The sequence below is a fragment of the Rhizobium sp. FG113 genome (assembly GCF_057809895.1).
Window position 1 is genome coordinate 170,792 of the sequence record NZ_JBMDKV010000012.1, and the last position, 25,812, is coordinate 196,603.

Below are 25,812 nucleotides of genomic sequence, written 5' to 3' on the forward strand. Positions count from 1 at the left end.
AGCAAGCGCGAGGTTAAGCCTTGCTGAATGCTGACTTTGCCTGAATGCTAATATTGCAGGGCGTGTTTTACGTTTTTTTCACCATAAAGGGTAAAATTTGACAAAAATGGTCCACGTTGCCGCAAAGTCGCGCCATATTGTGTCCTTCTGTACAGGAACGGGACAAAATTCGGGCGACGAGGGTCGGCCGTTCATCGAGGGGAAGTGCATGAGAAAGCTGTTGGCCGCGATTATAACCGCGACGTTGGTCGTTGCGGCGCCGTTGTCGGCTATGGCTGGCAGCGCCTCCCTCATCCTCGATGCGAGAACCGGCAAGGTTCTGTCGTCGGAAAACGCCGATGTCCTCAACCATCCCGCGTCTCTTACAAAGATGATGACGATCTACATGGCCTTCGAGGCCATCAATCGCGGCAAGATGAATTGGGATACGCCGATCGTCATGTCGAAATACGCCGCCTCCCGCCCGCCGACCAAGCTCGGCGCCAAGGCAGGAACGTCGATCACCGTGCGCGAAGCAATCCTCGGCATGATCACCAAGTCGGCAAACGACGCCGCTGCCGCCATGGGCGAAAAGCTCGGTGGTTCGGAAAGCAATTTCGCCCGCCTGATGACGCAGAAGGCGCGCCAGCTCGGCATGAGCCGCACCTCGTTCTATAATGCTTCGGGCCTGCCGGATGGCCGCCAGGTGACCACGGCGCGTGACATGTCCACGCTCGCCGTCGCCCTGATGAAGAATTATCCGCGCGAATATCGCCTGTTCTCGACCGCGAGCTTTAATTTCCGCGGCCGCCAGATTCGCGGTCACAACAACCTGATGTACCGCTACCAGGGCATGGACGGCATCAAGACCGGCTATACCAACGCCTCGGGCTTCAACCTCGTCAGCGCCGTCAAGGATGGCAACCGCCGCGTCGTCGGCGTGGTCCTCGGCGGTCGCACCGCCCGCAGCCGCGACGACAAGATGGCGGCCCTGCTCGACAAAGCCATGGGCCGCGCATCCTCCTCGGGTGGCGCCCGCCTGGTCGCCAGCGTCAATTCGCGCGAGCCTGTCGAAGTTGCATCCGCGGCAGACGCCAGCGACCTGCCTGTTCCCGCCTCCGCACCGCGCGTCGAGGATGTCGCCCCGGTCGCAGCACCTGAAATCGCCCGCAGCGAACTTGCTCCCAAGGCGCTCGGCTATCTGAGCGACACCGTTCCGCAGGAGCGTCCGTCGGCGCTCGACGCCGTAACGCCATCGGCGAAAATCGGCTCTGCCAAGCCGCTCGCATCCGTCGCCTCAACCGGCGATTGGTCGATCCAGATCTCTGCTGCTCCAAGCGATGAAGCCGCCCGCGCGCTTCTCGCCCAGGCCAAGTCCGAAGGCGGCGCCGCGCTGAAGTCGGCCAACCCCTATACGGAAGCCGTCGGCAAGGGCGCCAACAAGGTCTACCGCGCCCGCTTCGTCGGCTTTGAAAGCCGCGACGCTGCGACATCCGCCTGCGACGCGCTGAAGAAGCGCTCCTACGACTGCATGCTGCTCGGCGACCGCGGCTGATCCGCCAGCCATTCCGACTGGACATTGTCGCTGAATCAGGGTTCTCCTACGTAAACGAAAGGAGAACATGATGCTGGATGATCTTGCCCTGAAGTTCGAGCGGGCCTCGAGTGCCTATGCCGGAGAAAACGGCATCAACCGCGACGCCGACTGGTTTCTGCTGAAGCTCCAGGAAGAGATGGGCGAACTGACCCAGGCTTGGAACCGTGTGAGCGGGCGAGGGCGGCCCAAGGGCCGTTCCGGCGAGGACATGGCCCGCGACCTCGAAGACGAAGCCGCCGACGTGCTCGGCCACATCCTGCTTTTCGCGCACCAAAACGATCTCGATCTCGCTGCCGCGATCAAGCGCAAGTGGCTGTTTTCGCTGGATGAAGCTCTATGAGCGTCAGGCGGCGCGGACGCTCAACCTGTAGAACTTGCTGTCGACGACCATCACAGGAAAGCTTGGCGGCAGCGTGCTCTTCTCGACTTCGACGAAGCCGTTCTTCTCGTAGAAGCGGTGCGCGGCGAGAAACTTGTCCGTTGTGCCGAGATAGACATCGGCAAGCCCCTGCGCCTCTGCGTGCCGCACCAGCGCCGCAAGAAGTGCCGTGGCCACGCCACGTTCGCGTCCGCGAAAATCCGCCGCCACGAACATCTTGCGCAGTGCTGCCTGGTCGTTGCCGATATCTTTCAGCCCGATCGTGCCGACCACGGTATCACCCGATGTCGCCACCCAGAACTGGCCCTTGCCCGACTGGTAGAACTCGGGAATGGCCGAAAGGTCCGGCTGATCGGCGGCGGTGATCGCGATCCCGAACTCCTCGCTCTGGATCGGAAGGATGGTCGAGATCACGCCGTCCTTGTCTGACGGCGCGAAGGGGCGAATGCTGATATCGGTCATCGGGGAAGGGCCTACGCCTGCGTGCCGCCCACCGTCACCTGGTCCATCCTCAGATGCGGCTGGCCGACACCGACGGGAACCCACTGGCCTGCCTTGCCGCAATTGCCGATGCCGGTGTCGAGCTTCATGTCGTTGCCGACCATGGAGATCCGCTGCATCGCATCCGGACCATTACCGATCAGCATTGCGCCCTTGACGGCGGGACCGATCTTGCCGTTCTCGATCAGATAGGCCTCCGTGCAGCCGAACACGAACTTGCCGGAAGTGATGTCGACCTGTCCGCCGCCGAAGGAGACGGCGTAGATGCCCTTCTTTACTGACGAGATGATCTCTTCCGGCGTCTTGTCGCCACCCAGCATGTAGGTGTTGGTCATGCGCGGCATCGGGACATGCGCGTAGCCCTGGCGGCGGCCGTTGCCCGTCGGCTTCATGCCCATCAGCCGGGCGTTCTGCCGGTCCTGCATGTAGCCGACCAGTTTGCCGTTTTCGATCAGCACGTTGTAGCCCGAAGGCGTGCCTTCGTCGTCGATGGTGATCGAGCCGCGGCGGCTGTCGATCGTGCCGTCGTCGACGACGGTCACGCCGGGGGCCGCGACCATCTGGCCGAGCAGGCCGGCGAAGGCCGACGTCTTCTTGCGGTTGAAATCGCCTTCCAGCCCGTGTCCGACGGCCTCGTGCAGCATCACGCCCGGCCAGCCGGAGGAAAGCACCACGTCCATCGTGCCGGCAGGCGCGTCGATCGCTTCGAGATTGACCAGCGCCTGGCGCAGCGCCTCATCCGCGCCATACTGCCAGTTGCCCTCGGCGATGAAGTCGCCGAAGCCGATGCGGCCGCCGCTGCCGTAGGAGCCGCTTTCCTGGCGGTCGCCCTGGCCAACCATGACGGAGATGTTGATACGCGTCATCGGGCGGATATCGCGGACCCGGTGACCGTCGGCGCGCAGAATGTCGACCACCTGCCAGCTGGCCGCGACCGAAGCCGTCACCTGCCGGACTTTGTCGTCCTTGCCGCGAAGATAGGCGTCGATGTCCTGCAGAACCTTGACCTTCTCCTCGAAGGTGGGCGAGCCGATCGGATTTTCGTCGCTGTAGAGCTTCTTGTTGGTGCCCTGCGGGGCCGCCGCATAGCTGCCGGTATAGCCGCGCGTCACCGCGCTCACGGCGTCCGCAGCCCGCTTCAGCGCCGAAACCGAGAGATCGCCCGCATGCGCGTAGCCCACCGCTTCGCCCGCCACCGCGCGCAGGCCAAAACCCTGCTCGGTGTTGAAGCTGCCGCCCTTGAGGCGGCCATTGTCGAACATCAGCGATTCGGCCTGCGCGTGCTCGATATAGAGCTCCCCGTCGTCGGCGCCGGAAAGGGCTTCGGCGACAAGCGAACGCATCTTCGCTTCGTCGGCGTCGAAAAGCGTCAGGAGATCGGTATTCATGTCATTATGCTCCGCTGCGGCAGGAAATGCTTCCTGCCGATGTAGGTCCCGGGGACGGTTCGAGCAAGTGTCGAATTCGTAAGGATCGCAAAAGCGATCAGACGCGGAGGTCGGGCCCAGCGATCGGGGCCCTTGTCAGGCCCTGATATCAGGGAAGCGCGTCGTAGCCTTCGGCGAAGCCCTTCAGGTCGACGGGAATGCCGATGCCCTCTTCAGGAGTCTGGAAGACGATGAAGGTGGCGCTGGCGCCGCTGCGGAAGGTCTTCAAGAGCTCGTCCTCGAGCACGACTTCGGCGTAGCAGCCGTCGGCGAAGCAGCGAACGAAGTAGGCGCGGCCGATATCCTTGCCGTCGACGTTAAGGCCGAGACCGTTGGGCAAAAGCACGCCGAGCGGCGCGAGCACGCGCAGAATCTTCGACTTGCGGTCGGCGGTCTTCAGCACGACCACCGAGAGGCCCACTTCCGGGCGATCCTCGGCAATCACGTTCTGCATCAGCGCGCATTGCTCGGCCGAAGCGCCGGCCGGCTTGTCGCACACCACGGACCACGCGCCGTGATTGGAGCGCACGGTGCCGGGCGCCTGCGGTTGCGTCTGTCCTGGTGTCGCCTGCGCGGCAGGGGCGCCGGGGGCGGGCTGTGCTGGCGCGGCCGGAGGTGGTGTCGGCGCCGGCGTCTGCGCTAAAGCCGGAGCGATCGCCGCGGCGGTAACACAAGCCGACAGCACGAACGGCCGCACTAGGGAACGGAAACCCATGAAAACCTCTGCAGTTCGAATCAGTGCCGCTAAGTTGGGGCGGGCCGTCCAAAATGAAAAGCCCCACCCGCTGAAAAGCCGGGGACTACGGCGGAAATGGGACGTTTCTTGATTATTCTTGGGAAGGATGGCTGGCTCAAGCCAACATTTTCCGTATCATAAGGAAAATCATGGCATGTTTCGATGCGCCCGGAGGAGGGATCATCGGGGCGAAAATGCCGCATGGCCAAATGCTTTGGATTATTGCGGCAAGTGCTAAACTGTGGTTTGAAGCGCATGAGGATGGCAAGGATTCTGCGTGCAGTGCACGCGGGTCAGCGCTCGAGGGAGATGAAACGTGATTAAGAAGGCCTATGCAGGCATGACCGCGATGGTCTGTCTGCTTTTTGCTTCCGGCAGTTATGCCGACCAACCGATGCCGTGGCAGGCCACTTTGCAGCCAGCCGCGACGCCGATCATGCGCGATATTCACTGGTTCGAACAATATACGCTGTGGTTTATTGTTCCCGTGACACTGTTCGTGCTCGCTCTTCTTATCATCGTCTGTCTTCGCTTCCGGGCCAGTGCGAACCCGGTTCCATCAAAGACAAGCCACAACACCGCGATCGAGATCGCCTGGACCGTGGGACCGGTTCTGGTGCTGCTCTTCCTGGCGGTTCCGTCGTTCAATCTTTTGACCGCGCAGCTGACGCTTCCTGAGAACCCTGATGTCACCATCAAGGCGACCGCGACGCAGTGGCAGTGGAATTATGAGTATGAGGGCTCGGGCGACAATCCGCTCGCCTTCGACAGCTATCTCCTGAAGGATCAGGATCGCGCCGCCGCCGGCAAGGAAGACAAGGCCAAGTATCCGCGTCTTCTCGCCGTCGACAACGAACTGGTGCTGCCGGTCAACAAGACGGTGCGCGTTCTCGTGACCGCGGCCCCGACCGACGTCATTCACGCCTTCGCGATGCCGTCCTTCGGCGTCAAGATCGATGCCGTGCCCGGCCGCCTGAACGAAACCTGGTTCCGCGCCGAGCGCGAGGGCCTGTTCTACGGCCAGTGTTCCGAACTCTGCGGCAAGGACCATGCGTTCATGCCGATCGCAATTCGCGTCGTTTCCGAGGACAAGTACAAGCAGTGGATGGCGTCCGCCGCCTCCGACCTGCCCGGTGCTTACAAGAACCTCATGGCTGAAACCGATGGTCCCGCAAAGACCCTCGATGTCGCCGAAAACGTCGCTCAGTAAAGGAAAAGGAACGGGACATGGCTGGACCTTCCGCACACGATCATTCGCATGATCACGATCATGGCGCGCACGCCCATGACGATCACCACCACTCGCACAAGCCGAGCTTCGTCAATCGCTGGCTCTTTTCGACCAACCACAAAGACATCGGCACGCTGTACCTGATCTTCGCGATCATGGCCGGCATCGTCGGCGGCGCGCTCTCCGTTGCCATGCGCATGGAGCTGCAGGAGCCCGGTATCCAGATCTTCCATGGCCTTGCCGCCATGGTCTATGGTTACGAAGGCGATGCCGCCATCGACGGCGCCAAGCAGATGTTCAACATGTTCACCACAGCGCACGCGCTGATCATGATCTTCTTCATGGTCATGCCGGCGATGATCGGCGGTTTCGCCAACTGGATGGTGCCGATCATGATCGGCGCGCCTGACATGGCCTTCCCGCGTCTGAACAACATCTCCTTCTGGCTGATCGTTCCGGCCTTCCTTCTGCTTATCATGTCGATGTTCGTCGAAGGCCCGGCTGGCGCTTATGGTGCTGGCGGCGGCTGGACCATGTATCCGCCGCTTTCGAGCACGGGTACGCCCGGTCCTGCGGTCGATCTGGCGATCTTCGCGCTCCACATCGCTGGTGCGTCGTCGATCCTTGGTGCGATCAACTTCATCACCACGATCCTGAACATGCGCGCTCCCGGCATGACGCTGCACAAGATGCCGCTCTTCGCCTGGTCGGTTCTGATCACCGCCTTCCTGCTTCTGCTGTCGCTCCCGGTTCTCGCCGGCGCCATCACCATGATGCTGACCGACCGCAACTTCGGCACCTCCTTCTTCGTGCCCGAGGGCGGCGGCGACCCGATCCTTTACCAGCACCTGTTCTGGTTCTTCGGTCACCCTGAAGTCTACATCCTGATCCTGCCTGGCTTCGGTATCGTCAGCCACATCATCTCGACCTTCTCGAAGAAGCCGATCTTCGGCTATCTCGGCATGGCCTACGCCATGGTCGCGATCGGCGCCGTCGGTTTCGTTGTCTGGGCCCACCACATGTATACGGTCGGCCTGTCGCTCGACGCGCAGCGCTACTTCGTCTTCGCAACGATGGTCATCGCCGTGCCCACGGGCGTGAAGATCTTCTCCTGGATCGCGACGATGTGGGGTGGCTCGATCACCTTCTCGACGCCGATGGTATGGGCGATCGGCTTCATCTTCCTGTTCACGGTCGGTGGCGTCACCGGCGTGCAGCTGGCAAACGCCGGTCTCGACCGTTCGCTGCACGACACCTATTACGTCGTGGCGCACTTCCACTACGTTCTATCGCTCGGCGCCGTCTTCGCCATCTTCGCTGGCTGGTACTACTGGTTCCCGAAGATGACCGGCTACATGTACAACGAGCTCATCGGCAAGCTGCACTTCTGGGTCATGTTCATCGGTGTCAACCTGGTGTTCTTCCCGCAGCACTTCCTCGGCCTCGCCGGCATGCCGCGCCGCTATATCGACTATCCGGATGCCTTCGCCGGCTGGAACTACGTGTCCTCGATCGGCTCCTACATTTCGGCCTTCGGCGTTCTGATCTTCCTCTTCGGCGTGTTCGAAGCCTTCGCCAAGAAGCGCGTCGCCGGAGACAATCCGTGGGGTGAGGGTGCTACGACCCTCGAGTGGCAGCTTTCCTCGCCACCCCCTTATCACCAATGGGAACAGCTCCCGCGCATCAAGTAAATGGATGCGAGACATCGTGACCGCCGCCGGAGGAGCGCGGCGGTCACCGTTCAGTTTTCAGGACAATACCAATGACAGTCATCGACGATCGCAGCAGCCTAGGAGACGACAGCGAATTTCGCATGTCGGAAGCCAGCGCCCGCGATTATTTCGAGCTTCTCAAGCCGCGCGTCATGTCGCTTGTGGTCTTCACCGCATTCGCCGGCCTGATCGTGGCGCCCGGCCACATCAACCCCATCATCGGCATCATCGCGGTGCTCTGCATTGCCGTCGGCGCTGGTGCCTCCGGCGCGCTCAACATGTGGTATGACGCCGATATCGATGCGGTGATGACCCGCACCGCCAAGCGCCCGATCCCGGCCGGCCGTATCGCGCCCAACGAGGCGCTCGCCTTCGGCCTCGTGCTCTCCTGCTTTTCCGTGTCGATCCTCGGGCTCGCCGTCAATTGGCTTGCAGCCTCGATCCTCGCCTTCACCATCTTCTTCTACGCCGTCGTCTACACGATGTGGCTGAAGCGCTCGACGCCGCAGAACATCGTCATCGGCGGTGCGGCCGGTGCTTTCCCGCCGATGATCGGCTGGGCCTGCGTGACCGATAGCGTCACCATCGAAAGCACGGTTCTCTTCCTGATCATCTTCCTCTGGACGCCCGCCCACTTCTGGGCGCTGGCGCTATTCAAGATGCGGGATTACCAGTCCGTCGGCGTGCCGATGCTGCCCAATGTCTCGGGCGAGCGCACCACCAAGAATCAGATCGTCGTCTACGCCGTACTGACCGCTTTCAGTGCCGTTGCGCCGACCTTCCTCGGCTTTGCCAGCACCGGTTATGGTGTCGTTGCCGGCCTGCTCAGCGCCGTCTTCGTCTACTGGTCGGTCATCTGCTGGCGCATGCCCGATGGCGACGAGAAGATGGTGCCGGCCAAGAAGCTGTTCGCCTATTCGATCTTCTATCTCTTCGCCATCTTCTCGGCGCTGATGTTCGACCGCCTGGCGTCCGTCCTGATGACGCATTGGGGAGCCGGCCTTTGATCGAGACCGTCAAGCTCACCGACGCCCAGCGCAAGTCCCGCCGCAACCGCAACGTTGCGCTTGGCCTCGTGCTGGCCGCTCTGGTCGTCATTTTCTACGCCATAACCATCGTGAAATTCACTTGAGGGCATGAGATGAGCGAAGCGCAAAGCACGCCGAGAAAACCGCGCAACAATGGCGCCGTCGTTTTCATGTGCCTTGCCTTCGTCTTCGGCATGGGCGCGGCAAGTTATGCCGCCGTGCCGCTCTATCGCATGTTCTGTCAGCTGACCGGCTATAACGGCACGACGCAGCGCGTCGAGCAGGCCTCGACTGTCATCCTCGACCGCAAGATGCGCGTCACCTTCGACGCCAATGTCGCGCCGGGGCTGGATTGGGAGTTCAAGCCCGTCGAGCGCGAGGTCAATCCGCGCATCGGCGAAACGATCCAGGTGAATTTCACCGCCGTCAACAAGTCCGATCAGCCGCAGCGCGGCCAGGCCGTGTTCAACGTCACGCCGGGCGAGGCGGGTGTCTATTTCAACAAGGTGCAGTGCTTCTGCTTCAACGAGACCGTGCTGCAGCCGGGCGAGAAGCTGGATATGCCTGTCGTCTTCTACATCGACGCCGATATCGTCAAGGCCGTGGAATCCAAGGATATCCACACCGTTACCTTGTCTTACACGTTCTATCCGAAGGAAGGACCGAAGCCGGTGGCTTCGCGCGAGGATGGAACGCAAACGCTTGAAAAGAAACTTTGATACTGGGTTCGTTTCCGGCTAAGCCGGAGCGGAGAGGATAGGTCCGGGGGAGTCCAAATGGCCGAAGCGCATCAGAAACATCACGATTATCACATCATAGATCCGAGCCCGTGGCCGATATTGGCGTCGTTCGGCGCCTTCGTCATGACCTTTGGCGGCGTCGGCTACATGCGCTATCTCAACGGCGGCTCGCTGCACATCTTCGGCATCGAATGGGCCCATCCCTGGCTGTTCTTCATCGGCCTTGCGGTCGTTCTTTACGTGATGTTCGGCTGGTGGGCCGATACCGTCAAGGAAGCCCATGAGGGCGCCCACACCCGCGTCGTCTCGCTGCATCTGCGCTACGGCATGATCATGTTCATCGCCTCGGAGGTGATGTTCTTCGTGGCCTGGTTCTGGGCCTATTTCGACGCCAGCCTCTATCCGCACGAAGCCATCCAGGCCTCGCGTCTGGCCTTCACCGGTGGTCAGTGGCCGCCGAAGGGCATCGAGGTGCTCGACCCCTGGCACCTGCCGATCTACAACACCGTCATCCTGCTGCTCTCGGGCACCACGGTCACCTGGGCGCACCACGCGCTGCTGCACAACGACCGCAAGGGCCTCATCCAGGGCCTGACGTTGACGGTGCTGCTTGGCGTCCTGTTCTCCAGCGTCCAGGCCTACGAATACGCGCACGCGCCGTTCGCCTTCAAGAACTCGATCTACGGCGCCACCTTCTTCATGGCGACCGGCTTCCACGGCTTCCACGTGCTCGTCGGCACGATCTTCCTGATCGTCTGCCTGATCCGCGCCATACGCGGCGATTTCACCCCCAAGCAACACTTCGGCTTCGAAGCGGCCGCCTGGTACTGGCACTTCGTCGACGTGGTCTGGCTCTTCCTGTTCTTCTCGATCTACGTCTGGGGCGGCTGGGGCGCACCGCTCGCGGCCGGGTGAGGGCTGCGGCTGTTGGATTGAAAGGGCGGGCCGTGGGGCCTGCCGGTAACGCAGATGCGGGGTCATCGAGAGGTGGCTCCGCATTTTTTATGGTGGGCGGTACGACGAGGTCAGTTTGCTGATGCTATTTTCCACGCAAGGCGAGGTTAAACCAAACCGTAAAAAGACGAGAAAATTCCGCGAACACCAGAAGCAGCAGGCAACCTCCCCAGTTTGGTTCTCCAAAAGCCGCCACGCTTAGGAGGACGATCAGGAAGTACGAAGCAGAAAGTATCGAAACATACTTCAATAGCGCCACGCCAAAACCTCCTCGTTCTCTACCTATGTAATGTTTGTAGATCTGAATACAATTTCAAGCAGCATGGGGTATGGATGACGGCAATGGCCCGTGCGGACCTCCGTAGCAGTGTCTCACCAGTGGCCCCCCTCACCCTACCCTCTCCCCGAGGGGAGAGGGGAAGAGACCGCAGAGGGTGCCGCTTTTCCCTTCTCCCCGCGGGGAGAAGGTGCCCGAAGGGCGGATGAGGGGGCTCCGGGTGCTGAGTTAGCCACATCCACGGTTCACCGGCGCAGGAAGTCCGCTTCTACCGGCCCCTACCGCGCTTCCGCGATCCGCTCGAACGCCGACGGCCTGGGAATGCCGATATCGAGCGTCTGCCGGATGATCTCGGCGCACTCCAGCGGCGTCAGCAGCGACGTGTCCACTTCCAGATCGTAGATGCCCGGCTGGTGCACATGGTCCTGCCAGCGCTGCACCGAATCGGGGATCGGGTCCTCGGCGCTTGCCTGGTCGTAGAGCCCCTCGCGACCCGGCATGCGGATCTCGCGGCGGCGCATGATCGTGTCGAGCGGGCAGTGCACGCCGACGAACAGAACCGGAAAACCTTCCAGCCGGCGGGCGCAGTCGGCGAGAATGCCGAGCGGTTGCGAATAGAAATCGTGGTGCCCGAGATCGGCGACGACGTTGAGGCCGAGGCCGACATGGATGGCGATGGTCTCGTAGAGTGCGGCGTAGAAGAACGGTACCATCTCCTCAAGATCGGGCCGCTCGCCGCCGGGACGCAGGCCGATGCCCGGCAGATAGCGCTCCGGCGTCATGCCGTTATAGGCATCGACGCCGAGGTTCATCCACGGGCCGTCGAACTCGTCCTGGATCGCCTTGGCGATCGATGATTTTCCGCTGCGCGGTGCGCCGTTCAGGATGACGATCTGAGCGGCAGGGTTTTCCTCGGACATATATTTTCTTCTTTTGTTTGGCGCGAATCAGTGAGGCGAAATCGCGCAGGCATTTCACTTCGCATTTCGATTACATTATGGGTGACAGTATGGCGGTGACTCACCGCGTCGGGAGGATAGCATGAACGAGGACAGCGCGCATTTCCCGCCTGTGGATCCTTTGAAAACAGGCATTCGCGGCTGCTGCCCGCGCTGTGGTAACGGCAAGCTTTTCAATGGTTTGCTGGGCCTGAAGCCGCGCTGCGCCGCCTGCGGTCTCGACTATGCCTTTGCCGACGCCGGCGATGGCCCGGCCGTCTTCGTCATCCTGATCGTCGGCTTCATCGTCATCGGCTCGGTGCTGTGGCTGGAGGTGAACTATTCGCCGCCGATCTGGCTGCATATCCTGCTCTTCGCGCCGCTGACGATCATCCTCTCGCTGCTGGCGCTACGCTGGTGCAAGGGCATCCTCATCGCCATGCAATACCGCCACAATGCCCGTGAAGGACGTCTCTCCCGTGATTGATGCCACAGCCGCTGCCCGCCGCCGCACGCGATCCGTCCTGACCGCCATCGCGGTCCTCGTCGCGCTCGCCATCCTGATCGCGCTTGGTACCTGGCAGGTCGAGCGGCTGCACTGGAAGGAAGGCCTGCTCGCTGATATCGCCGCCCGCCTCGCAGCACCCGTAGTCCCCTTGTCCGATATCGAGGCCATGGCCGCCAAGGGCGAGGATATCGAATACCGCCGCGTCACCGCGACAGGCGTCTACGACAACAGCCGCGAACGCCACTTCTTCGCCACCTGGCGCGGCCAGACCGGATTTTACGTCTACACGCCGCTGCAGCTTGCAGACGGCCGAGATGTCTTCGTCAATCGCGGCTTCGTTCCCTACGACAACAAGGAACCGGAAATGCGCATGCAGGGCCAGCTGACGGGCGAGCAGACCGTCAACGGTCTCGCCCGCAGCAAACTCCCGAGCAAGCCGTCCTGGGTCGTGCCCGATAACGACGTCGCCAAGAACATCTTCTACTGGAAGGACCTCGATGTGATGGCCTCGAGCACCGGGCTCGACAAGGCTGCCGTCGTGCCCTTCTTCGTCGATGCCGATGATACGCCCAATCCCAAGGGCATGCCGATCGGCGGCGTCACCGAGGTCGACCTGCCCAACAACCACCTGCAATACGCCTTCACCTGGTATGGTCTCGCCTTAACGCTGGTCGTGATCGTCGTCGTCGCGCGCTTGCGCAAGCGCGGCAATCCGCCGGCGCAATAGTATCGCTTCAATTTCTGCCTATATTGGGCTAGAGACGCACATCTGCATTAACCGGAAAAGACATGAATATTGCGGCGAAACCTCCACTGACGATCAGGCTCTGCGGGCCGCGCGGCTTCTGCGCCGGCGTCGACCGGGCGATCCAGATCGTCGTTCTGGCGTTGAAATCCTATGGCGCGCCCGTCTATGTCAGGCATGAGATCGTTCATAACCGCTATGTCGTCGAGGGACTGGAAGCCAAGGGCGCCGTCTTCGTCGAGGAGCTGAACGAGATCCCGGAAGAGCATCGCACCCAGCCGGTCGTCTTCTCCGCCCACGGCGTGCCGAAATCGGTGCCGGAGGATGCGACCACACGCAACCTCTTCTATCTCGACGCCACATGCCCGCTGGTCTCCAAGGTCCACAAGCAGGCCATGCGCCACAACAAGCTCGGCCGCCACGTGGTCCTGATCGGCCATGCCGGCCACCCCGAGGTGATCGGCACCATGGGCCAGCTCCCGGAAGGCGCCGTGTCGCTGGTCGAGACCATCGCAGATGTCGATCTTTACGAGCCCGTCGATCCCGACAATCTCGGCTATGTCACGCAGACCACGCTCTCGGTCGACGACACGGCCGGCGTCATCGCCCGCCTGCAGGAGCGTTTCCCGAACCTGACGGCGCCCTCGGCCGATTCGATCTGCTATGCCACGACCAACCGCCAGGAAGTCGTCAAACAGGCGGCCCCCGGCTGCGATCTCTTCATCATCGTCGGCGCGCCCAACTCGTCCAATTCCAAGCGCCTCGTCGAAGTGGCGCTGAGGGCAGGGGCGAAGAAATCGATCCTGGTGCAGCGCGCCTCCGAGCTCGATTGGGACGATATCGGCCACGTCGGAACGCTCGGCCTCTCAGCCGGCGCCTCGGCCCCCGAGGTGATCGTCAACGAGATCATCGAGGCGTTTCGCGCCCGTTTCGATGCCCGCGTCGAGCTTGCCGAGACGGTTCAGGAAAACGAGCACTTCCTCGTCAACCGCGAACTGCGCGACATCGAGCTGACGACGGCGGACATGGCGTTCGTGAACGGATAATCGGTGGTCGGAGAGTGGGCCACCCCCCTCTGTCCTGCCGGACATCTCCCCCACAAGGGGGGAGATCGGCCAGCCGCTTGCTCCCTGCGCCATCGCCAACGACAATTGTTTGGGGAAGATGCTCGCCTCACCCAATCTCCCCCCTTGTGGGGGAGATGCCCGGCAGGGCAGAGGGGGGTAATATCTGCGCCGCCCGAAGCCGACCGAAGCACCAAACCGAAAACGAGAGCCCGCCTTGGCAGTCTACACCGATATCTCCGAAGACGATCTGAAGTGGTTCCTGACGGAATATGACGCCGGCACGCTGTTGTCCTACAAGGGCATTGCCGAGGGCGTCGAGAACAGCAACTTCCTGCTGCATACGTCGAAGGACCCGCTGATCCTGACGCTCTACGAAAAGCGCGTCGAGAAGACAGACCTGCCGTTCTTCCTCGGCCTGATGCAGCATCTCTCCGCCCGCGGCCTGTCCTGCCCGCTGCCCTTGCCGCGCAAGGATGGCGCGCTGCTCGGCCAGCTGTCGGATCGCCCGGCGGCGCTGATCTCCTTCCTCGAAGGTATGTGGCTGCGCAAGCCGGAAGCGAAACACTGCCGTGAAGTCGGCAAGGCGCTCGCCCGCATGCACATCGCCGGCGAGGGTTTCGACCTCAAGCGCCCGAACGCGCTCTCCGTCGAGGGCTGGCAGGTGCTGTGGGACAAGTCTGAAGCCCGCGCCGACGAGGTCGAGAAGGGCCTGCAGGCCGAAATCCGCGGCGAACTCGATTTTCTCTCGGCGAACTGGCCTAAGGATCTCCCCTCCGGCGTCATCCACGCCGATCTCTTCCCCGACAACGTCTTCTTCCTGGGCGACGATCTCTCGGGCCTGATCGATTTCTACTTCGCCTGCAACGATCTGCTCGCCTACGACGTCTCGATCATCTTGAACGCCTGGTGCTTCGAAAAGGACGGCGCCTATAACATCACCAAGGGCATGGCGATGCTCGAGGGCTATACCAGCGTGCGACCGCTGAGCGACGCCGAACTGGCGGCACTTCCGATCCTCTCGCGCGGATCGGCCCTGCGCTTCTTCCTCACTCGCCTCTACGACTGGCTGATGACGCCCGAGGGCGCGATGGTCACGAAGAAAGACCCGCTCGAATACCTGCGCAAGCTGCGCTTCCACCGGCAGATCAAATCCGCCGCAGAATACGGGCTTACGCCATGAAGCACGTCGACATCTACACCGACGGCGCCTGCTCCGGAAATCCCGGCCCCGGCGGCTGGGGCGCGGTGCTGCGCTATGGCGAGGTCGAAAAGGAGCTCTGCGGTGGCGAGGCGGAAACCACCAACAACCGCATGGAACTCTTGGCCGCCATCTCGGCGCTGACGGCGCTGAAAAGCGCCTGCGAGGTCGATCTCCACACCGACAGCAAATACGTCATGGACGGCATCTCCAAGTGGATATTCGGCTGGAAGAAGAACGGCTGGAAAACGGCTGACAAGAAGCCGGTGAAGAACGGCGAACTCTGGCAGGCGCTCGACGCCGCCAACCAGCGCCACAAGGTCAAGTGGCACTGGGTCAAGGGCCACGCCGGCCACCCGGAAAACGAACGCGCCGACGAGCTGGCCCGCAAGGGCATGGAGCCGTTCAAGAAGCGGTAGGGCGGGGGCTTTCCCTTCTCCCCAGCGGGGAGAGGGTGGCTCGAAGGGTTCAGGTGCAACTAGTTGCACCGGGGATGAGGGGGTTCCGGGCCCCAACTTGTCCATCAGAATCATTATCTTAAACACCTCACCCGTGGCCCCCTCATCTGCCTGCCGGCATCTTCTCCCCGCTGGGGAGAAGGGACTCGTGGCGGCCCGCTTGCTCCATCTTCCCTTCGCCCCATAGGGGAGAAGGTGCCCGAAGGGCGGATGAGGGGGCCACACGGCAAAACATTTCTTACCGGCCGCTCACCCAGAAACCGCCAAATAAGCCGAAATCGTCCCAATCGACAGCACCGTCGAGGCCAGCACCATGCGCCCCGTCAAACTCGCCTCGCGCCCATAAAACTCCGCCAGCATGAACGGCCCGGTCCCCGTCGGCAGCGCCGCGAGCAGCACGCAGGTATGCACCGCAACCGGCGGCAGATGCAGCAGCGGCCCGGCGATGACCCAAGTCACCAAAGGCTGCGCAACCAGCTTCAGCCCGACGAGTATCCCCGCCGTCGCCGCCCGCTCGGTTGCCGCCCCCGCCTTCGATCCGGCCAGAAACAGCCCGAGCGCAATCAGCGCGCAGGGCGAGGCCGCCCCGCCGAGAAGTTTTAGAAACGCATGCACCGGCGCCGGCAGCGAAACGCCCAAGACCATGAACAGCGCGCCCACCACCGGCGCGATCAAAAGCGGGTTTTTGGCCAGCGAGAGGAAGGTCTTCCTGGCGATATCGCGCCGCCGCGTCTCCGATTGCAGCCCGCCCTCGATCAAGACGATGGCGACGGCGAAGAGCACGCAGACGGTGACGATCGTCGCGATCAGGGTCGGCGCCATGCCGTTGTCGCCGACAACAGAAAGCACCAGCGGAAAGCCGACGAAGCCCGTATTGGCGTAGCTGGCGTTCAGGCTGTCGATCGCCGCATCGGCCAGATGCCGGCCCTTGGCCATCCGCCACCAGAGCGTCGCGCAGAAGATGATGGCGCAGCCCGAGGTGAAGGCGAGGATGAAGCCCGGCTGCCAGATTTGCGATAGCTTCGCATTGGCCATGATGTCGAAGAGCAGGGCCGGCAGCGCAAGATAGACCACCAGCCGGTTCACCTCGCGCGTCGCATTGGGGCCGAGCGCGTCGGTCTTGCGCGCGATCCATCCGGTCAGGATCAGCGCGAAGATGGGGAGCACGATGAGGAGATTGGTCAGCATTGGGGAGGAAACTCAGGTTGCAAAGACCATTGTCTAGCCCCTGATACCGATATAATCCAATGTTGGTATCATCGCTGATTGATACTCCAGAGGTATGAAATGGACACGCGCCACATGCGCTATTTCGTGGCGCTCGCCGAGACGCTGCACTTCGGCCACGCGGCGGCGCGCATGAACATGAGCCAGCCGCCCTTCAGCCGGCAGATCGCGGCGATCGAGAAGACGCTCGGCGCTCGCCTCTTCGAGCGCAATTCCCGCAACGTCGCGCTGACAGCGGCGGGCAAGCATTTTCTGGAGGAGTGCCGCGCGGTGCTCGAGCGTTTTGACGCCGCCTGCCGCGACGTGCAGCTGGTCGCATCGGGCGTGAAGGGTGAGCTGAAACTCGGCTTCATGATGAACGCCGCCTACAGCGTCGTCCCGGCACTGGTGAGATTGTATTCCGAGGCGCGCCCCGATGTCCGCCTCGCGCTCGAGGAGCGCCTACCGACCGACATCGAGGAGATGCTGATCGAAGGCCGCCTCGACGCTGCCGTCACCTTCGGCGGCAGCCCGGCGACGCATCTGCGCACCACGCTTCTCGCCCGCGACCGCCTGCGCCTGATCGTGCCTGGAGATCACCGCCTGGCCGAACTCGACATCGCCGGCCCAACCGATCTCGCAAGCGAACGCCTGATCGCCGCCCCCGCAAGCGTGACGCCGACCCTGCGCGACGCCATCCGCAACTACTGCGCCTCCCCAGGCGTCGTCCCGCATTTCGCCCTCGAACCCCGCCTGCAGCACACCATCATCCGCCTCGTCGCCGAAGGCCTGGGCATCGCGCTCATCCCGCAGTCTTTGTGCGCGGACTTGGCGGAAGGGCTGATCTCCCGGCCGATCAAGGATGCGCCGGAGTTCGACATCGTGCTCTGTGCTTCGGCTGCGTCGAGCAATCCGGCGGTGCCGGCGCTGTTTGAGGTGGCGGAGAGGTTGGGTGGGGCGCTTTCACTTCGAGCCCCGGGATAATTGCCGGAATACACCCTTTGCGAGTGCGCCTTCGATCCGGGCGTATGTCACGATGACAAGAGAGGCTTAAACGGCTCGACGTAGTATCGCTTTTCGAACTCACGCAGAACCATTTCGAGCGTCGCCTCGAAGGCGCTCTGCTCAAAACTCATTGTTTTGCCTCCTTCATGAAGGTAGCGCCAGTCGATGAAAGCATCCTTGTGTTGAAACAAGATGTGACGAATGCCGTAGTCCATGAAAAGGCAGTTGGGATGATACGGGACGACTGATCTTTTAAATTCGGCGTCGAGTTTTTCTTAGCTTTCCGGCTTTAAACTATCAAACAGCTTTAGAAGATCATGCGATTTGGCGACGTTTGGATCATCGTAGTCGAAGACGAACCATGCTTTCAGCGCCAATTCCATGGAAAGTGCCATAAGCATAGGCTCGACGCCAATGTGGTTGCCATGCCTTAAGTCTTCGCATTCCCCAAATCCCCCGTCAGGAAAGCTCCGAGTTTTCCGAAGTATTGCCCTGGCGGCATCTCCGATTCTGATGGCTGTCGACAGTCGAGCGCTCATTGCGGCTCCTCTAGCTTGATGCAGGTTGGCATGATGCTGGAACTCGGTGTTTTAAGAACGTTATCACTTTGGCTAAGTCGAGCTGATCCTGATATCAATAAACGCCTCTCCATCCCACGTTCGCCTTCTTCTCTCATCTCACCTCCACACGCTGCAATATCAACCGCTTACACCACACATTTTCCCCGCGCTCGCCGCCTGCGCCATCATCACCCCGTCCCATCTTCGGATACACCGGTTGCGTTACCGGCGAGGCGGGACCGGCGCTTTCGGGAAGCCCCTGACGCAGGGTGAAACGAGGGGCGTTGCGGAATGGTCCCGCCAGCGAAGAGTTGGTGTGCGGGCGCATAGGTCGGTTCGCCGATACCACGCGCCTATGCACATAAGGGACGGCGACTGGCCGACCGTAAGCCCGAAAGGGTTTTGCGGAACGGCGCCGGGGTGCCGCGGGCGACAGGTCCGTGGAGGCCCTCCTGGCGTCGATCAAGACGGCCCTTCGGGATGCCCGGGGAGCGAAAGCTTCAAGAACAAGAACAACCCCGCGAGCATATCTCTGAAAAGATGCCGATCACCCGGTAAAGGAACCAGGACACGATTGCAGACCGCCGAACGGGGCGCCGGAAGGTGTCAATAAAACTAAACTATTTACGAGGCAGCTTCTGGCGCCCCGTCCGATCAGATGCCGTATCAGCCGGGGGTAAAACCTGCCGGGGTAGAGGCATGTTGTTTTGTGGGTGGGAGTTTCGAAAGTGGCTAACGTCAGCGCCAGCGGCCCCCTCATCCGACCCTTCGGGCCACCCTCTCCCCAGCGGGGAGAGGGTAGGGTGAGGGGGCCACACGGCACAACGCCAGCCACCCCCTCATCCTCATACCGCTCAAGCCGCCTTCGCCACATCCCCATGCGGGTCGAGCACGAATTTCGTCGCCGCCCCGTGGTCGAAGCTCTCATAGCCCTGCACGGCCTCTTCGAGCGGGATCACCTTGGCGTTGACGATATCGGCGATCGGCAGGCGGTCGTGGAGGATCGCCTGCATCAGCTGCCGGTTATACTTCAGCACCGGCGTCTGGCCGGTGTGGAAGGATTGCGCCTTGGCCCAGCCGAGCCCGAAGCGCAGCGACAGATTGCCGGTCTTGGCCGCGCTGTCGACGGCGCCCGGGTCCTCGGTCACGTAGAGGCCGGGAATGCCGATCGAGCCGGCGGCGCGGGTGATGTCCATCATCTGGTTGAGCACGATCGCCGGCTGCTCGCCACCCGAATGGCCGCGCGCCTCGAAGCCGACGGCGTCGATGGCGCTGTCCACCTCGTTACTGCCAGTCACCTGCGCGATCATGTCGCCGAGACGGTCGCTCTTCGACAGATCGATCGGCTCGAAACCGACGCGGGCGGCATGCGCCAGGCGATCCTTGTTGAAGTCGCCGATCATCACGACGGCAGCGCCGAGGATGCGGGCGGAAGCGGCAGCCGCAAGCCCGACGGGGCCGGCGCCCGCGACATAGACGGTCGAGCCGACGCCGACGCCGGCGCGCACCGCGCCATGGAAGCCCGTCGGCAGGATGTCGGAGAGCATGGTGAGATCGCGGATCTTCTCCATCGCCCGGTCGCGATCCGGAATTTTCAGGAGGTTGAAGTCGGCATAGGGGATGGTGACGTAGCGGGCCTGCCCGCCGATCCACCCGCCCATGTCGACATAGCCATAGGCGCCGCCGGCGCGCGACGGGTTGACGGTGAGGCAGACGCCGGTGTCCTGCGACTTGCAGCAACGGCAGCGGCCGCAGGCGACATTGAAGGGCACGGAGACGATGTCGCCGACCTCGAGCATCTCGACGTCGATGCCCTTTTCGATAATCTGGCCGGTGATTTCATGGCCGAGAACAAGCCCCGGCATCGCCGTGGTGCGGCCGCGCACCATGTGCTGGTCCGATCCGCAGATATTGGTCGAGATCACCTTCAGGATCACGCCATGCTCGATGCGGCGCCCATCGGGTGCCTCAAGCTTCGGATCATCGATGTCATGGATTTCGACAACGCCGGGCCGCATGTAGACGACGCCACGGTTCTTGCTCATTTTCATCTCCTCCGTTGAAAATGCTGCGGTACGCGCGGGCTCCTCTTCCCGTGCGGTCATGCGTCGCAGCTTAGAGGAGAATGTCGCCGACGTCGTCCCGTTTACGACGGTTTTTCCGCCCGAAACGGCCATCTCGAAGCCGTGATCCATCGCGCTGTATACTTGCCTACGCGACTACAAGGACTTGCTACATTTCGCCGCAACAGCCCCTCCGGTAAGTATTTCTAAATTGCGATTTGTCAAACCTGTCAGCGGTTGAGGAGGGCCAGATCGAAAAAGATTGAAGAAACACCGGGGCTTACGATGATGAATTTGAAGATCAGGACACTGATACCAGCGCTCTTTGGCGGCGTTGTTGTCTTGGGTGTCATTCAGGGCGGCTTGGCGCTCAATTCCATTTCCAATCTGGAAACGCAGTCGCAGCTGATGGTCCGCAACATGACCGGTAACGCCTTCCTGGCGGCGCTCGACAAGAGCTTCGGCGATCAGCGCCGCAATGTCATGGCCATGCTGTCGGCCACCGGGCCGCAGGAGATCGCCGCACATCAGAAGGCGGTGGACGACGCGCGTGCCATCCGCGATGACGCACTCAACTCCTTCGAGACCCGCGTCACGCTGCCGGCCACCCGCGCCAAGGTCGAGACGCTGAAGAAGGACTTCCGCGCCTATGACGAGTTCGGCACGACGATCGCGAAGATGGCGACCTCGGGCGAACAGGCGAACCTGAAGCCGTTCATGGTCGAGAACATGGACCCGATCGGCGCTGAAGCCAGCGGCATCATCAAGGGCGTGGTGGACAACAACAAGGATCTGGCGGCGCAGTCGATTGCGATCTCCAGCGATGTCGTCAGCTTCGCCCGGATCTCGACCTTCACGGCCGTCGCGATCGCAGCCCTGCTCGCCATCGTTGCCGCCTTCATCTCCTTCTTCCGCGTGGCGCGTCCGATCAGCGACATCACCGGCGCGATGAACCAGCTTGCATCGGGCGACAACAGCCACGAGATCCCGCACGGCGCCCGCCGCGACGAGATCGGCGAAATGGCAGCCGCTGTCGCCGTCTTCCGCAACAACGCGCTGGAACGCGAACGCCTGGAGCGCGAAACGGAAGCCAATCGCGGCCTCAGCGAAAACGAGCGGATTGCCCGCGAAGCGCAGAAGGCGCGTGAAGCCGAAGACGTCCGCTTCGCAGTCGATGGCCTCGGCGTCGGCCTGCAGCGCCTGTCGGATGGCGACATGACCTACCGTCTCGAAACGCCCTTCGCCGACCAGCTGGACGCGCTGCGCGTCAGCTACAATGAATCGATCGGTCGTCTGCAGGAAACGCTGCGCACCGTTGGCGAAAACGCCCGGATGATCGATGCCGGCGCAGCCGAGATCAAGGCATCGGCCGACGATCTCTCCCGCCGCACCGAGCAGCAGGCAGCCTCCGTCGAAGAGACGGCAGCGGCACTCGAACAGGTCACGACCGCGGTCAAGGATTCAGCCGGCCGCGCAGGTGACGCTGGCGAGCTGGTCAAGCGCACCCAGGCCGGCGCCGAGCGCTCCGGCGAGATCGTCCGCGAAGCGGTGGATGCCATGCAGGAAATCGAGCAGTCGTCGAGCCAGATTTCAAACATCATCGGCGTCATCGACGACATCGCCTTCCAGACCAACTTGCTTGCGCTGAACGCAGGCGTCGAAGCGGCGCGCGCCGGCGAAGCCGGCAAGGGCTTTGCGGTCGTGGCCCAGGAAGTGCGCGAACTCGCCCAGCGCTCGGCAAACGCCGCCAAGGAGATCAAGCAGCTGATCACCAAGTCCGGCGACCAGGTGCGCGGCGGCGTCGATCTCGTCGGCCGTACCGGCCAGGCGCTTCAGGAGATCGTCTCCGAAGTGCAGGAGATCAACCGCAACGTCCAGTCGATCGTGCTCTCCTCGCGCGAACAGTCGACCGGCCTTTCCGAGATCAACACCTCGGTCAACCTCATGGACCAGGGCACCCAGCAGAACGCGGCCATGGTGGAGCAGGCAACCGCTGCGAGCCACGGCCTGGCAACCCAGGCGGCGACGCTTCTGGAACTTCTGTCGCAGTTCAAGCTCGACGACCGCACCGTCAGCGCCGCCACGTCAAGCTCGCGTCCGGTACACTCGCCGGCCCGCGCACTCGCAGATCGCCTGACGTCGTCTTTCGCAGGCCGCTCCGCCGCCTGATCGAGACTCGGCAATTATTGATCAGAAGGCGCGGCCGGTCACCGGTCGCGCCTTTTTCCATGGCTAATCTTTGCATCTTGCCCGCAGCCGCATTCCCACTATGCTTTGCGGATAACAACATGTCGGGAGGCAACATATGATCCTGCACTCAGTGCTGATGCGGCTGAAATCGGCCATCACGGGCGAAGAGAAGCAGTCCTTATTCGAGCAGATCGTCGCGCTGAAGCAGGTTATTCCGGGTATTCTGGATATCAAATACGGCCCGAACGTCTCGCCCGAGGGCCTGCATGCCGGCTTCGTCGATGGCTTTGCCGTGACCTTCGAAAGCCCGGAAGCGCGCGACGCCTATCTCGTCCATCCCGAGCATGTCGCGGTCGGCGAGCGCATCGTCTCGTCGCTGGATGGCGGCCTCGGCGGCCTGATCGTATTCGACCTGCAGGTCTGATCCCGCAGGTCGAAAATACTATTCGCTATCGTCAGCTACCCTTCGCCATGGCGGCGGAGATCTGGTCGACATTGTAGCGGAACATCTTCTCGTATGTGGATGCCGGGCCCTTGGCATCCGACAGCGATTCCACATAGAGCTCGCCGCCGGGCTCAGCCCCCGTTGCCTTGGCGATCTGCTTGACGAGGCGCGGATCGTTGGAGTTTTCGAAGAAGTAGGTCTTCACGTGCTCGGCCTTGATCTGCTCGATCAGCTTGGCGACTTCGGCCGCTGACGCCTCGCTTTCGGTGGAAACGCCGAGCGGCGCCAGGAAGCTCACATGATACTCCCGGCCGAAATAGCCGAAGGCGTCATGGCTGGTCAGCACCTTGCGATGGTCCTCGGGAATATCCTTGAACTTCCCCTTGGCATAGGCGTCCATCTCGTCGAGCTTCTTGGTGTAAGCCTCGGCATTGGCCTTGAACGCCGCCGCATCGGCTGGATCGGCCGATGACAGCGCCTTCTCGATGTTGGCGACCCAGACCTTGACGCTGACGGGGCTGTTCCACACATGCGGATCGGTCACCGTCTTGCCGTCCTCTTCCATGGTGCGGGTCTTCACGCCCTCGGAGACGGTCACCGGCGTGCCCTTGTAGCCCGACGCAGCAATCAGCCGGTCCATCCAGCCTTCCAGCCCTTCGCCGCTGACGAAGGTGACCTTCGCGGCCTTCAGGTTCTTGGCGTCGGTGGGCGACGGCTCGAATTCGTGGGGGTCGCCGTTCGGCCCGACGAGGCTCTTGACCTCGACATGGTCGCCGCCGACTTCGCTGACGACATCGGCGAGCACGGTGAACGAGGCCACGACCTTGAGCGTTTCGGCCGAAGCCGGCATGGCCGAGAAGGCCATCAGCGCTGGAAGCGAGGCGGCAAGAAGCAATCTTCTATGGGGCATAGAAGCATCCTTTGGTTAGCCCTTGAGATGGGCGCGGGGGAAAAGACGCCGGGCAAGGCCCGACGGTGCGAAAAAGATGGAAAAGCCGTAGATCGCCGCCGCCGTCATGATGATCGTCGGCCCGGAGGCGAGCTCAAGATGATAGGAGGCGATCAGCCCGAAATAGCCGGATGCCGCTGCACTCAAGGCTGCCACCAGCATCATCGAAGGCAGGCTGCGCGACCAGAGCTGCGCGATCGCGGCTGGAAGCATCATCAGCCCCACCGCCATCAGCGTGCCAAGCGCCTGGAAGCTGGCGACGAGGTTGAGGACGACGAGCAGCAGGAACAGGAAGTGATAGACCGGACCACGCCCGCCGATCGCCCTTAAAAAACTCGGGTCGAAGCATTCGGCGATCAGCGGCCGGTAGATCGCGGCGAGCACGATCAGCGTCAGCGTCGTGATCGCGCCGATCTGGTAGAGGGCAGGGGGATCGATGGCGAGGATGGTGCCGAACAGCACATGCAGCAGGTCGATATTGGAACCTCTCAGCGAGACGATGAGCACGCCGAGCGCCAGCGACGCCAGATAGAAGCTGGCAAAGCTCGCATCCTCCTGCAGCACAGTCACCCGGCTGACCGCACCTGATAGAAGCGCGACCGCGAGCCCCGCCACCAGCCCGCCGATCCCCATCGCCGTCAGCGACAGCGAGCCGGCGACGAGATAGCCGATCGCCGCCCCCGGCAGGATCGCATGGCTCATCGCATCGCCCATCAGGCTCATCCGCCGCAGCATCAGGAACACGCCGATCGGCCCGGAACCGAGCCCGAGGCAAAGGCACGCGACCAGCGCCCGGCGCATGAAGCCGTAATCGACGAAGGGCGCGAAGAAGAGATCGTAGATGGTCATGCGGCGGGCGCGCAGGCGTCTGCGTCCTCATCCCAGCGCTCGGCCATCGCCCGCGCCTTCAATAGGTTCTCCGCCGACATCGCGGTCGCCGTCGGCCCCCAGTCGATCATCTCGCGGGCGAGAAGCAGCGTCTGCGGGAAATGCGCACGGATCTGCTCGAAATCATGCAGCACTGCCACGATTGTCCGCCCGTCGCCATGCCAGGTCCGGATCATCTCGATCAGGTCGCGGGTGGTGCGGGCGTCGATCGCGGTGAAGGGTTCGTCGAGCAGGATCACCTTGGCGTCCTGCAGCAGCAGCCGCGCAAACAGCACCCGCTGCAATTGGCCCGATGACAACGACCCGATCTGCCGCCGCTCGAAACCCTCCAGCCCGACCGCCGAAATCGCCTCTTGTGCTTTCACCATTTCCGCACCCGAGACCCGCGAAAACGCCCCCGCCTGCCGCCATGCGCCAAGCAGCACGGTATCGAGCACCGAGATCGGAAACCGCCTGTTGATATCGGCCGCCTGCGGCAGGTAGCCAAAATCGGTGCGCTGCAGCCGATGCTCCACACGCCCCTCGCTCGGCCTGAGCTCACCCATGATCGCCTTCAACAGCGTCGACTTGCCGGCTCCATTCGGCCCGGCAATGGCCGTCAGGCTGCCGGCCGTAATCGCGCCGGAGACGTGGTGCACGGCCGGGTGCCGGTTATAGGCGACGGTGAGATTGGAGAGCCGGATCAGGTCTTCGCTCATGGCAGCATCACCGCCCATGCGATGGCGATCCAGAGCAGGGCTGCGACGACAACGGCGCCGATCACGCGGCTCATTGCCGATCCGCCCATCAGGCCGGCGGCGAGGTTGTTGAGGAGGGTCATTGCGGGTACTCAGTATGTAATAACATTACTTTGTAACGTTATAACGATATGACGATGCGCAATGCAAGGGGGCGGAGTGGAAATATCGGCGATCGACAGCGGTTGTGGAGAATAGTGAGGGGGAATGGGAAATGGGAAATGGGGGTGGGCGCATCGCCACGCTCTCGTCGTCATCCTCGGCCAAGGTGCCGAGGATCTAAGCACGCCTCCA

28 protein-coding genes and 1 pseudogene are annotated in these 25,812 nt (G+C 62.4%); 17 read left to right on the plus strand and 12 right to left on the minus strand.

What is annotated here, in order from left to right; translation table 11 throughout:
• The first annotated feature begins 208 nt into the window (after positions 1–208).
• Positions 209–1,534 (plus strand): serine hydrolase, encoded by a 1,326-nt coding sequence (locus ACODTZ_RS24115; RefSeq protein WP_209232865.1) that lies wholly within the window; start codon positions 209–211, stop codon positions 1,532–1,534.
• 70 nt (positions 1,535–1,604) lie between these two features.
• Positions 1,605–1,916: a pyrophosphatase gene (locus ACODTZ_RS24120; RefSeq protein ID WP_489028684.1), complete on the plus strand. Its 312-nt coding sequence runs from the start codon at positions 1,605–1,607 to the stop codon at positions 1,914–1,916.
• Between the two features lie 3 nt (positions 1,917–1,919).
• Here ACODTZ_RS24120 and ACODTZ_RS24125 read toward each other — a convergent pair whose 3' ends face one another.
• From ACODTZ_RS24125 to ACODTZ_RS24135, 3 genes are all read right to left on the minus strand, one after another.
• Complete coding sequence (locus ACODTZ_RS24125; protein WP_489028686.1) at positions 1,920–2,417, minus strand: GNAT family N-acetyltransferase; 498 nt, start codon at positions 2,415–2,417, stop codon at positions 1,920–1,922.
• Between the two features lie 11 nt (positions 2,418–2,428).
• Positions 2,429–3,844, minus strand: coding sequence for a metalloprotease TldD (gene tldD / locus ACODTZ_RS24130; protein WP_111561897.1), 1,416 nt, complete (start codon positions 3,842–3,844; stop codon positions 2,429–2,431).
• Positions 3,845–3,992: 148 nt separating this feature from the next.
• Positions 3,993–4,598: an invasion associated locus B family protein gene (locus ACODTZ_RS24135; RefSeq protein ID WP_489028688.1), complete on the minus strand. Its 606-nt coding sequence runs from the start codon at positions 4,596–4,598 to the stop codon at positions 3,993–3,995.
• Positions 4,599–4,935: 337 nt separating this feature from the next.
• Here ACODTZ_RS24135 and coxB point away from each other — a divergent pair, with 337 nt between their 5' ends.
• The 6 genes from coxB to ACODTZ_RS24165 all read left to right on the plus strand — a co-directional run bounded on the left by coxB (position 4,936) and on the right by ACODTZ_RS24165 (position 10,245).
• On the plus strand, positions 4,936–5,829 hold the full coding sequence (gene coxB / locus ACODTZ_RS24140) for a cytochrome c oxidase subunit II (protein WP_018902033.1): 894 nt from the start codon (positions 4,936–4,938) through the stop codon (positions 5,827–5,829).
• Positions 5,830–5,846: 17 nt separating this feature from the next.
• Complete coding sequence (gene ctaD, locus ACODTZ_RS24145; RefSeq protein WP_489028690.1) at positions 5,847–7,541, plus strand: cytochrome c oxidase subunit I; 1,695 nt, start codon at positions 5,847–5,849, stop codon at positions 7,539–7,541.
• Positions 7,542–7,612: 71 nt separating this feature from the next.
• A complete protein-coding gene (locus ACODTZ_RS24150; RefSeq protein WP_489028692.1) occupies positions 7,613–8,569 on the plus strand; it encodes a heme o synthase in 957 nt (318 codons plus the stop codon).
• Positions 8,569–8,694: a hypothetical protein gene (locus ACODTZ_RS24155; protein ID WP_489028734.1), complete on the plus strand. Its 126-nt coding sequence runs from the start codon at positions 8,569–8,571 to the stop codon at positions 8,692–8,694. Before ACODTZ_RS24150 ends, ACODTZ_RS24155 begins: the two co-directional genes overlap by 1 nt.
• Before the next feature lie 9 nt (positions 8,695–8,703).
• The gene (locus tag ACODTZ_RS24160) at positions 8,704–9,309 is read left to right on the plus strand and encodes a cytochrome c oxidase assembly protein (protein WP_111561900.1); all 606 of its coding nucleotides are present in this window, start codon (positions 8,704–8,706) and stop codon (positions 9,307–9,309) included.
• Positions 9,310–9,366: 57 nt separating this feature from the next.
• A complete protein-coding gene (locus tag ACODTZ_RS24165; protein WP_047507917.1) occupies positions 9,367–10,245 on the plus strand; it encodes a cytochrome c oxidase subunit 3 in 879 nt (292 codons plus the stop codon).
• Between the two features lie 124 nt (positions 10,246–10,369).
• Here the strand turns inward: ACODTZ_RS24165 and ACODTZ_RS24170 are convergent, their stop codons facing one another.
• Positions 10,370–10,543 carry a hypothetical protein gene (locus ACODTZ_RS24170; protein WP_197067319.1) on the minus strand — a complete coding sequence of 58 codons (174 nt, stop codon included), beginning with the start codon at positions 10,541–10,543 and terminating at the stop codon, positions 10,370–10,372.
• Between the two features lie 296 nt (positions 10,544–10,839).
• On the minus strand, positions 10,840–11,481 hold the full coding sequence (locus ACODTZ_RS24175) for a chloramphenicol phosphotransferase CPT family protein (RefSeq protein WP_489028695.1): 642 nt from the start codon (positions 11,479–11,481) through the stop codon (positions 10,840–10,842).
• A 121-nt stretch (positions 11,482–11,602) separates the two neighbouring features.
• Here ACODTZ_RS24175 and ACODTZ_RS24180 point away from each other — a divergent pair, with 121 nt between their 5' ends.
• The 6 genes and pseudogenes from ACODTZ_RS24180 to ACODTZ_RS24205 form a co-directional block, all read left to right on the plus strand.
• On the plus strand, positions 11,603–11,986 hold the full coding sequence (locus ACODTZ_RS24180; protein ID WP_047507915.1) for a DUF983 domain-containing protein: 384 nt from the start codon (positions 11,603–11,605) through the stop codon (positions 11,984–11,986).
• Entirely contained in the window at positions 11,955–12,734 is a 780-nt protein-coding gene (locus ACODTZ_RS24185; RefSeq protein ID WP_489028697.1) for an SURF1 family protein, read from the plus strand. The genes ACODTZ_RS24180 and ACODTZ_RS24185 overlap by 32 nt, the downstream gene beginning before the upstream one ends.
• A 62-nt stretch (positions 12,735–12,796) precedes the next feature.
• Positions 12,797–13,798 carry a 4-hydroxy-3-methylbut-2-enyl diphosphate reductase gene (gene ispH / locus ACODTZ_RS24190; protein ID WP_489028699.1) on the plus strand — a complete coding sequence of 334 codons (1,002 nt, stop codon included), beginning with the start codon at positions 12,797–12,799 and terminating at the stop codon, positions 13,796–13,798.
• A 235-nt stretch (positions 13,799–14,033) separates the two neighbouring features.
• Positions 14,034–14,999: a homoserine kinase gene (locus tag ACODTZ_RS24195; protein WP_489028701.1), complete on the plus strand. Its 966-nt coding sequence runs from the start codon at positions 14,034–14,036 to the stop codon at positions 14,997–14,999.
• The gene (rnhA, locus tag ACODTZ_RS24200; protein ID WP_018902017.1) at positions 14,996–15,436 is read left to right on the plus strand and encodes a ribonuclease HI; all 441 of its coding nucleotides are present in this window, start codon (positions 14,996–14,998) and stop codon (positions 15,434–15,436) included. The genes ACODTZ_RS24195 and rnhA overlap by 4 nt, the downstream gene beginning before the upstream one ends.
• A 115-nt stretch (positions 15,437–15,551) precedes the next feature.
• Positions 15,552–15,696, plus strand: a pseudogene (locus ACODTZ_RS24205) (endonuclease domain-containing protein); the annotation flags it as partial.
• A 28-nt stretch (positions 15,697–15,724) separates the two neighbouring features.
• On the opposite strand, the gene ACODTZ_RS24210 reads toward ACODTZ_RS24205, so the two are convergent.
• Positions 15,725–16,663, minus strand: coding sequence for an AEC family transporter (locus tag ACODTZ_RS24210; protein WP_489028704.1), 939 nt, complete (start codon positions 16,661–16,663; stop codon positions 15,725–15,727).
• Positions 16,664–16,762: 99 nt separating this feature from the next.
• Here ACODTZ_RS24210 and ACODTZ_RS24215 point away from each other — a divergent pair, with 99 nt between their 5' ends.
• A complete protein-coding gene (locus ACODTZ_RS24215) occupies positions 16,763–17,665 on the plus strand; it encodes a LysR family transcriptional regulator (protein WP_489028706.1) in 903 nt (300 codons plus the stop codon).
• A gap of 296 nt (positions 17,666–17,961) precedes the next feature.
• Here the strand turns inward: ACODTZ_RS24215 and ACODTZ_RS24220 are convergent, their stop codons facing one another.
• A complete protein-coding gene (locus ACODTZ_RS24220) occupies positions 17,962–18,225 on the minus strand; it encodes a hypothetical protein (RefSeq protein WP_489028708.1) in 264 nt (87 codons plus the stop codon).
• Between the two features lie 875 nt (positions 18,226–19,100).
• Positions 19,101–20,291, minus strand: coding sequence for a formaldehyde dehydrogenase, glutathione-independent (gene fdhA / locus ACODTZ_RS24225; RefSeq protein ID WP_018899073.1), 1,191 nt, complete (start codon positions 20,289–20,291; stop codon positions 19,101–19,103).
• Between the two features lie 303 nt (positions 20,292–20,594).
• On the opposite strand from fdhA, the gene ACODTZ_RS24230 reads away from it, so the two are divergent.
• Both ACODTZ_RS24230 and ACODTZ_RS24235 read left to right on the plus strand, forming a co-directional pair.
• Positions 20,595–22,478, plus strand: coding sequence for a methyl-accepting chemotaxis protein (locus ACODTZ_RS24230; protein ID WP_489028710.1), 1,884 nt, complete (start codon positions 20,595–20,597; stop codon positions 22,476–22,478).
• A gap of 136 nt (positions 22,479–22,614) precedes the next feature.
• On the plus strand, positions 22,615–22,923 hold the full coding sequence (locus tag ACODTZ_RS24235) for a Dabb family protein (protein WP_026283108.1): 309 nt from the start codon (positions 22,615–22,617) through the stop codon (positions 22,921–22,923).
• Positions 22,924–22,954: 31 nt separating this feature from the next.
• On the opposite strand, the gene ACODTZ_RS24240 is transcribed toward ACODTZ_RS24235, so the two are convergent.
• Genes ACODTZ_RS24240 through ACODTZ_RS24255 form a run of 4 tightly spaced genes read right to left on the minus strand, consistent with a single transcriptional unit; the run spans position 22,955 to position 25,601 of the window.
• A complete protein-coding gene (locus ACODTZ_RS24240; RefSeq protein ID WP_489028712.1) occupies positions 22,955–23,854 on the minus strand; it encodes a metal ABC transporter solute-binding protein, Zn/Mn family in 900 nt (299 codons plus the stop codon).
• A 15-nt stretch (positions 23,855–23,869) separates the two neighbouring features.
• A complete protein-coding gene (locus tag ACODTZ_RS24245) occupies positions 23,870–24,742 on the minus strand; it encodes a metal ABC transporter permease (RefSeq protein ID WP_018899069.1) in 873 nt (290 codons plus the stop codon).
• Positions 24,739–25,479 carry a metal ABC transporter ATP-binding protein gene (locus tag ACODTZ_RS24250; protein ID WP_489028714.1) on the minus strand — a complete coding sequence of 247 codons (741 nt, stop codon included), beginning with the start codon at positions 25,477–25,479 and terminating at the stop codon, positions 24,739–24,741. The genes ACODTZ_RS24245 and ACODTZ_RS24250 overlap by 4 nt, the downstream gene beginning before the upstream one ends.
• Positions 25,476–25,601 (minus strand): hypothetical protein, encoded by a 126-nt coding sequence (locus ACODTZ_RS24255; protein WP_489028716.1) that lies wholly within the window; start codon positions 25,599–25,601, stop codon positions 25,476–25,478. The genes ACODTZ_RS24250 and ACODTZ_RS24255 overlap by 4 nt, the downstream gene beginning before the upstream one ends.
• Positions 25,602–25,812 lie beyond the last annotated feature (211 nt).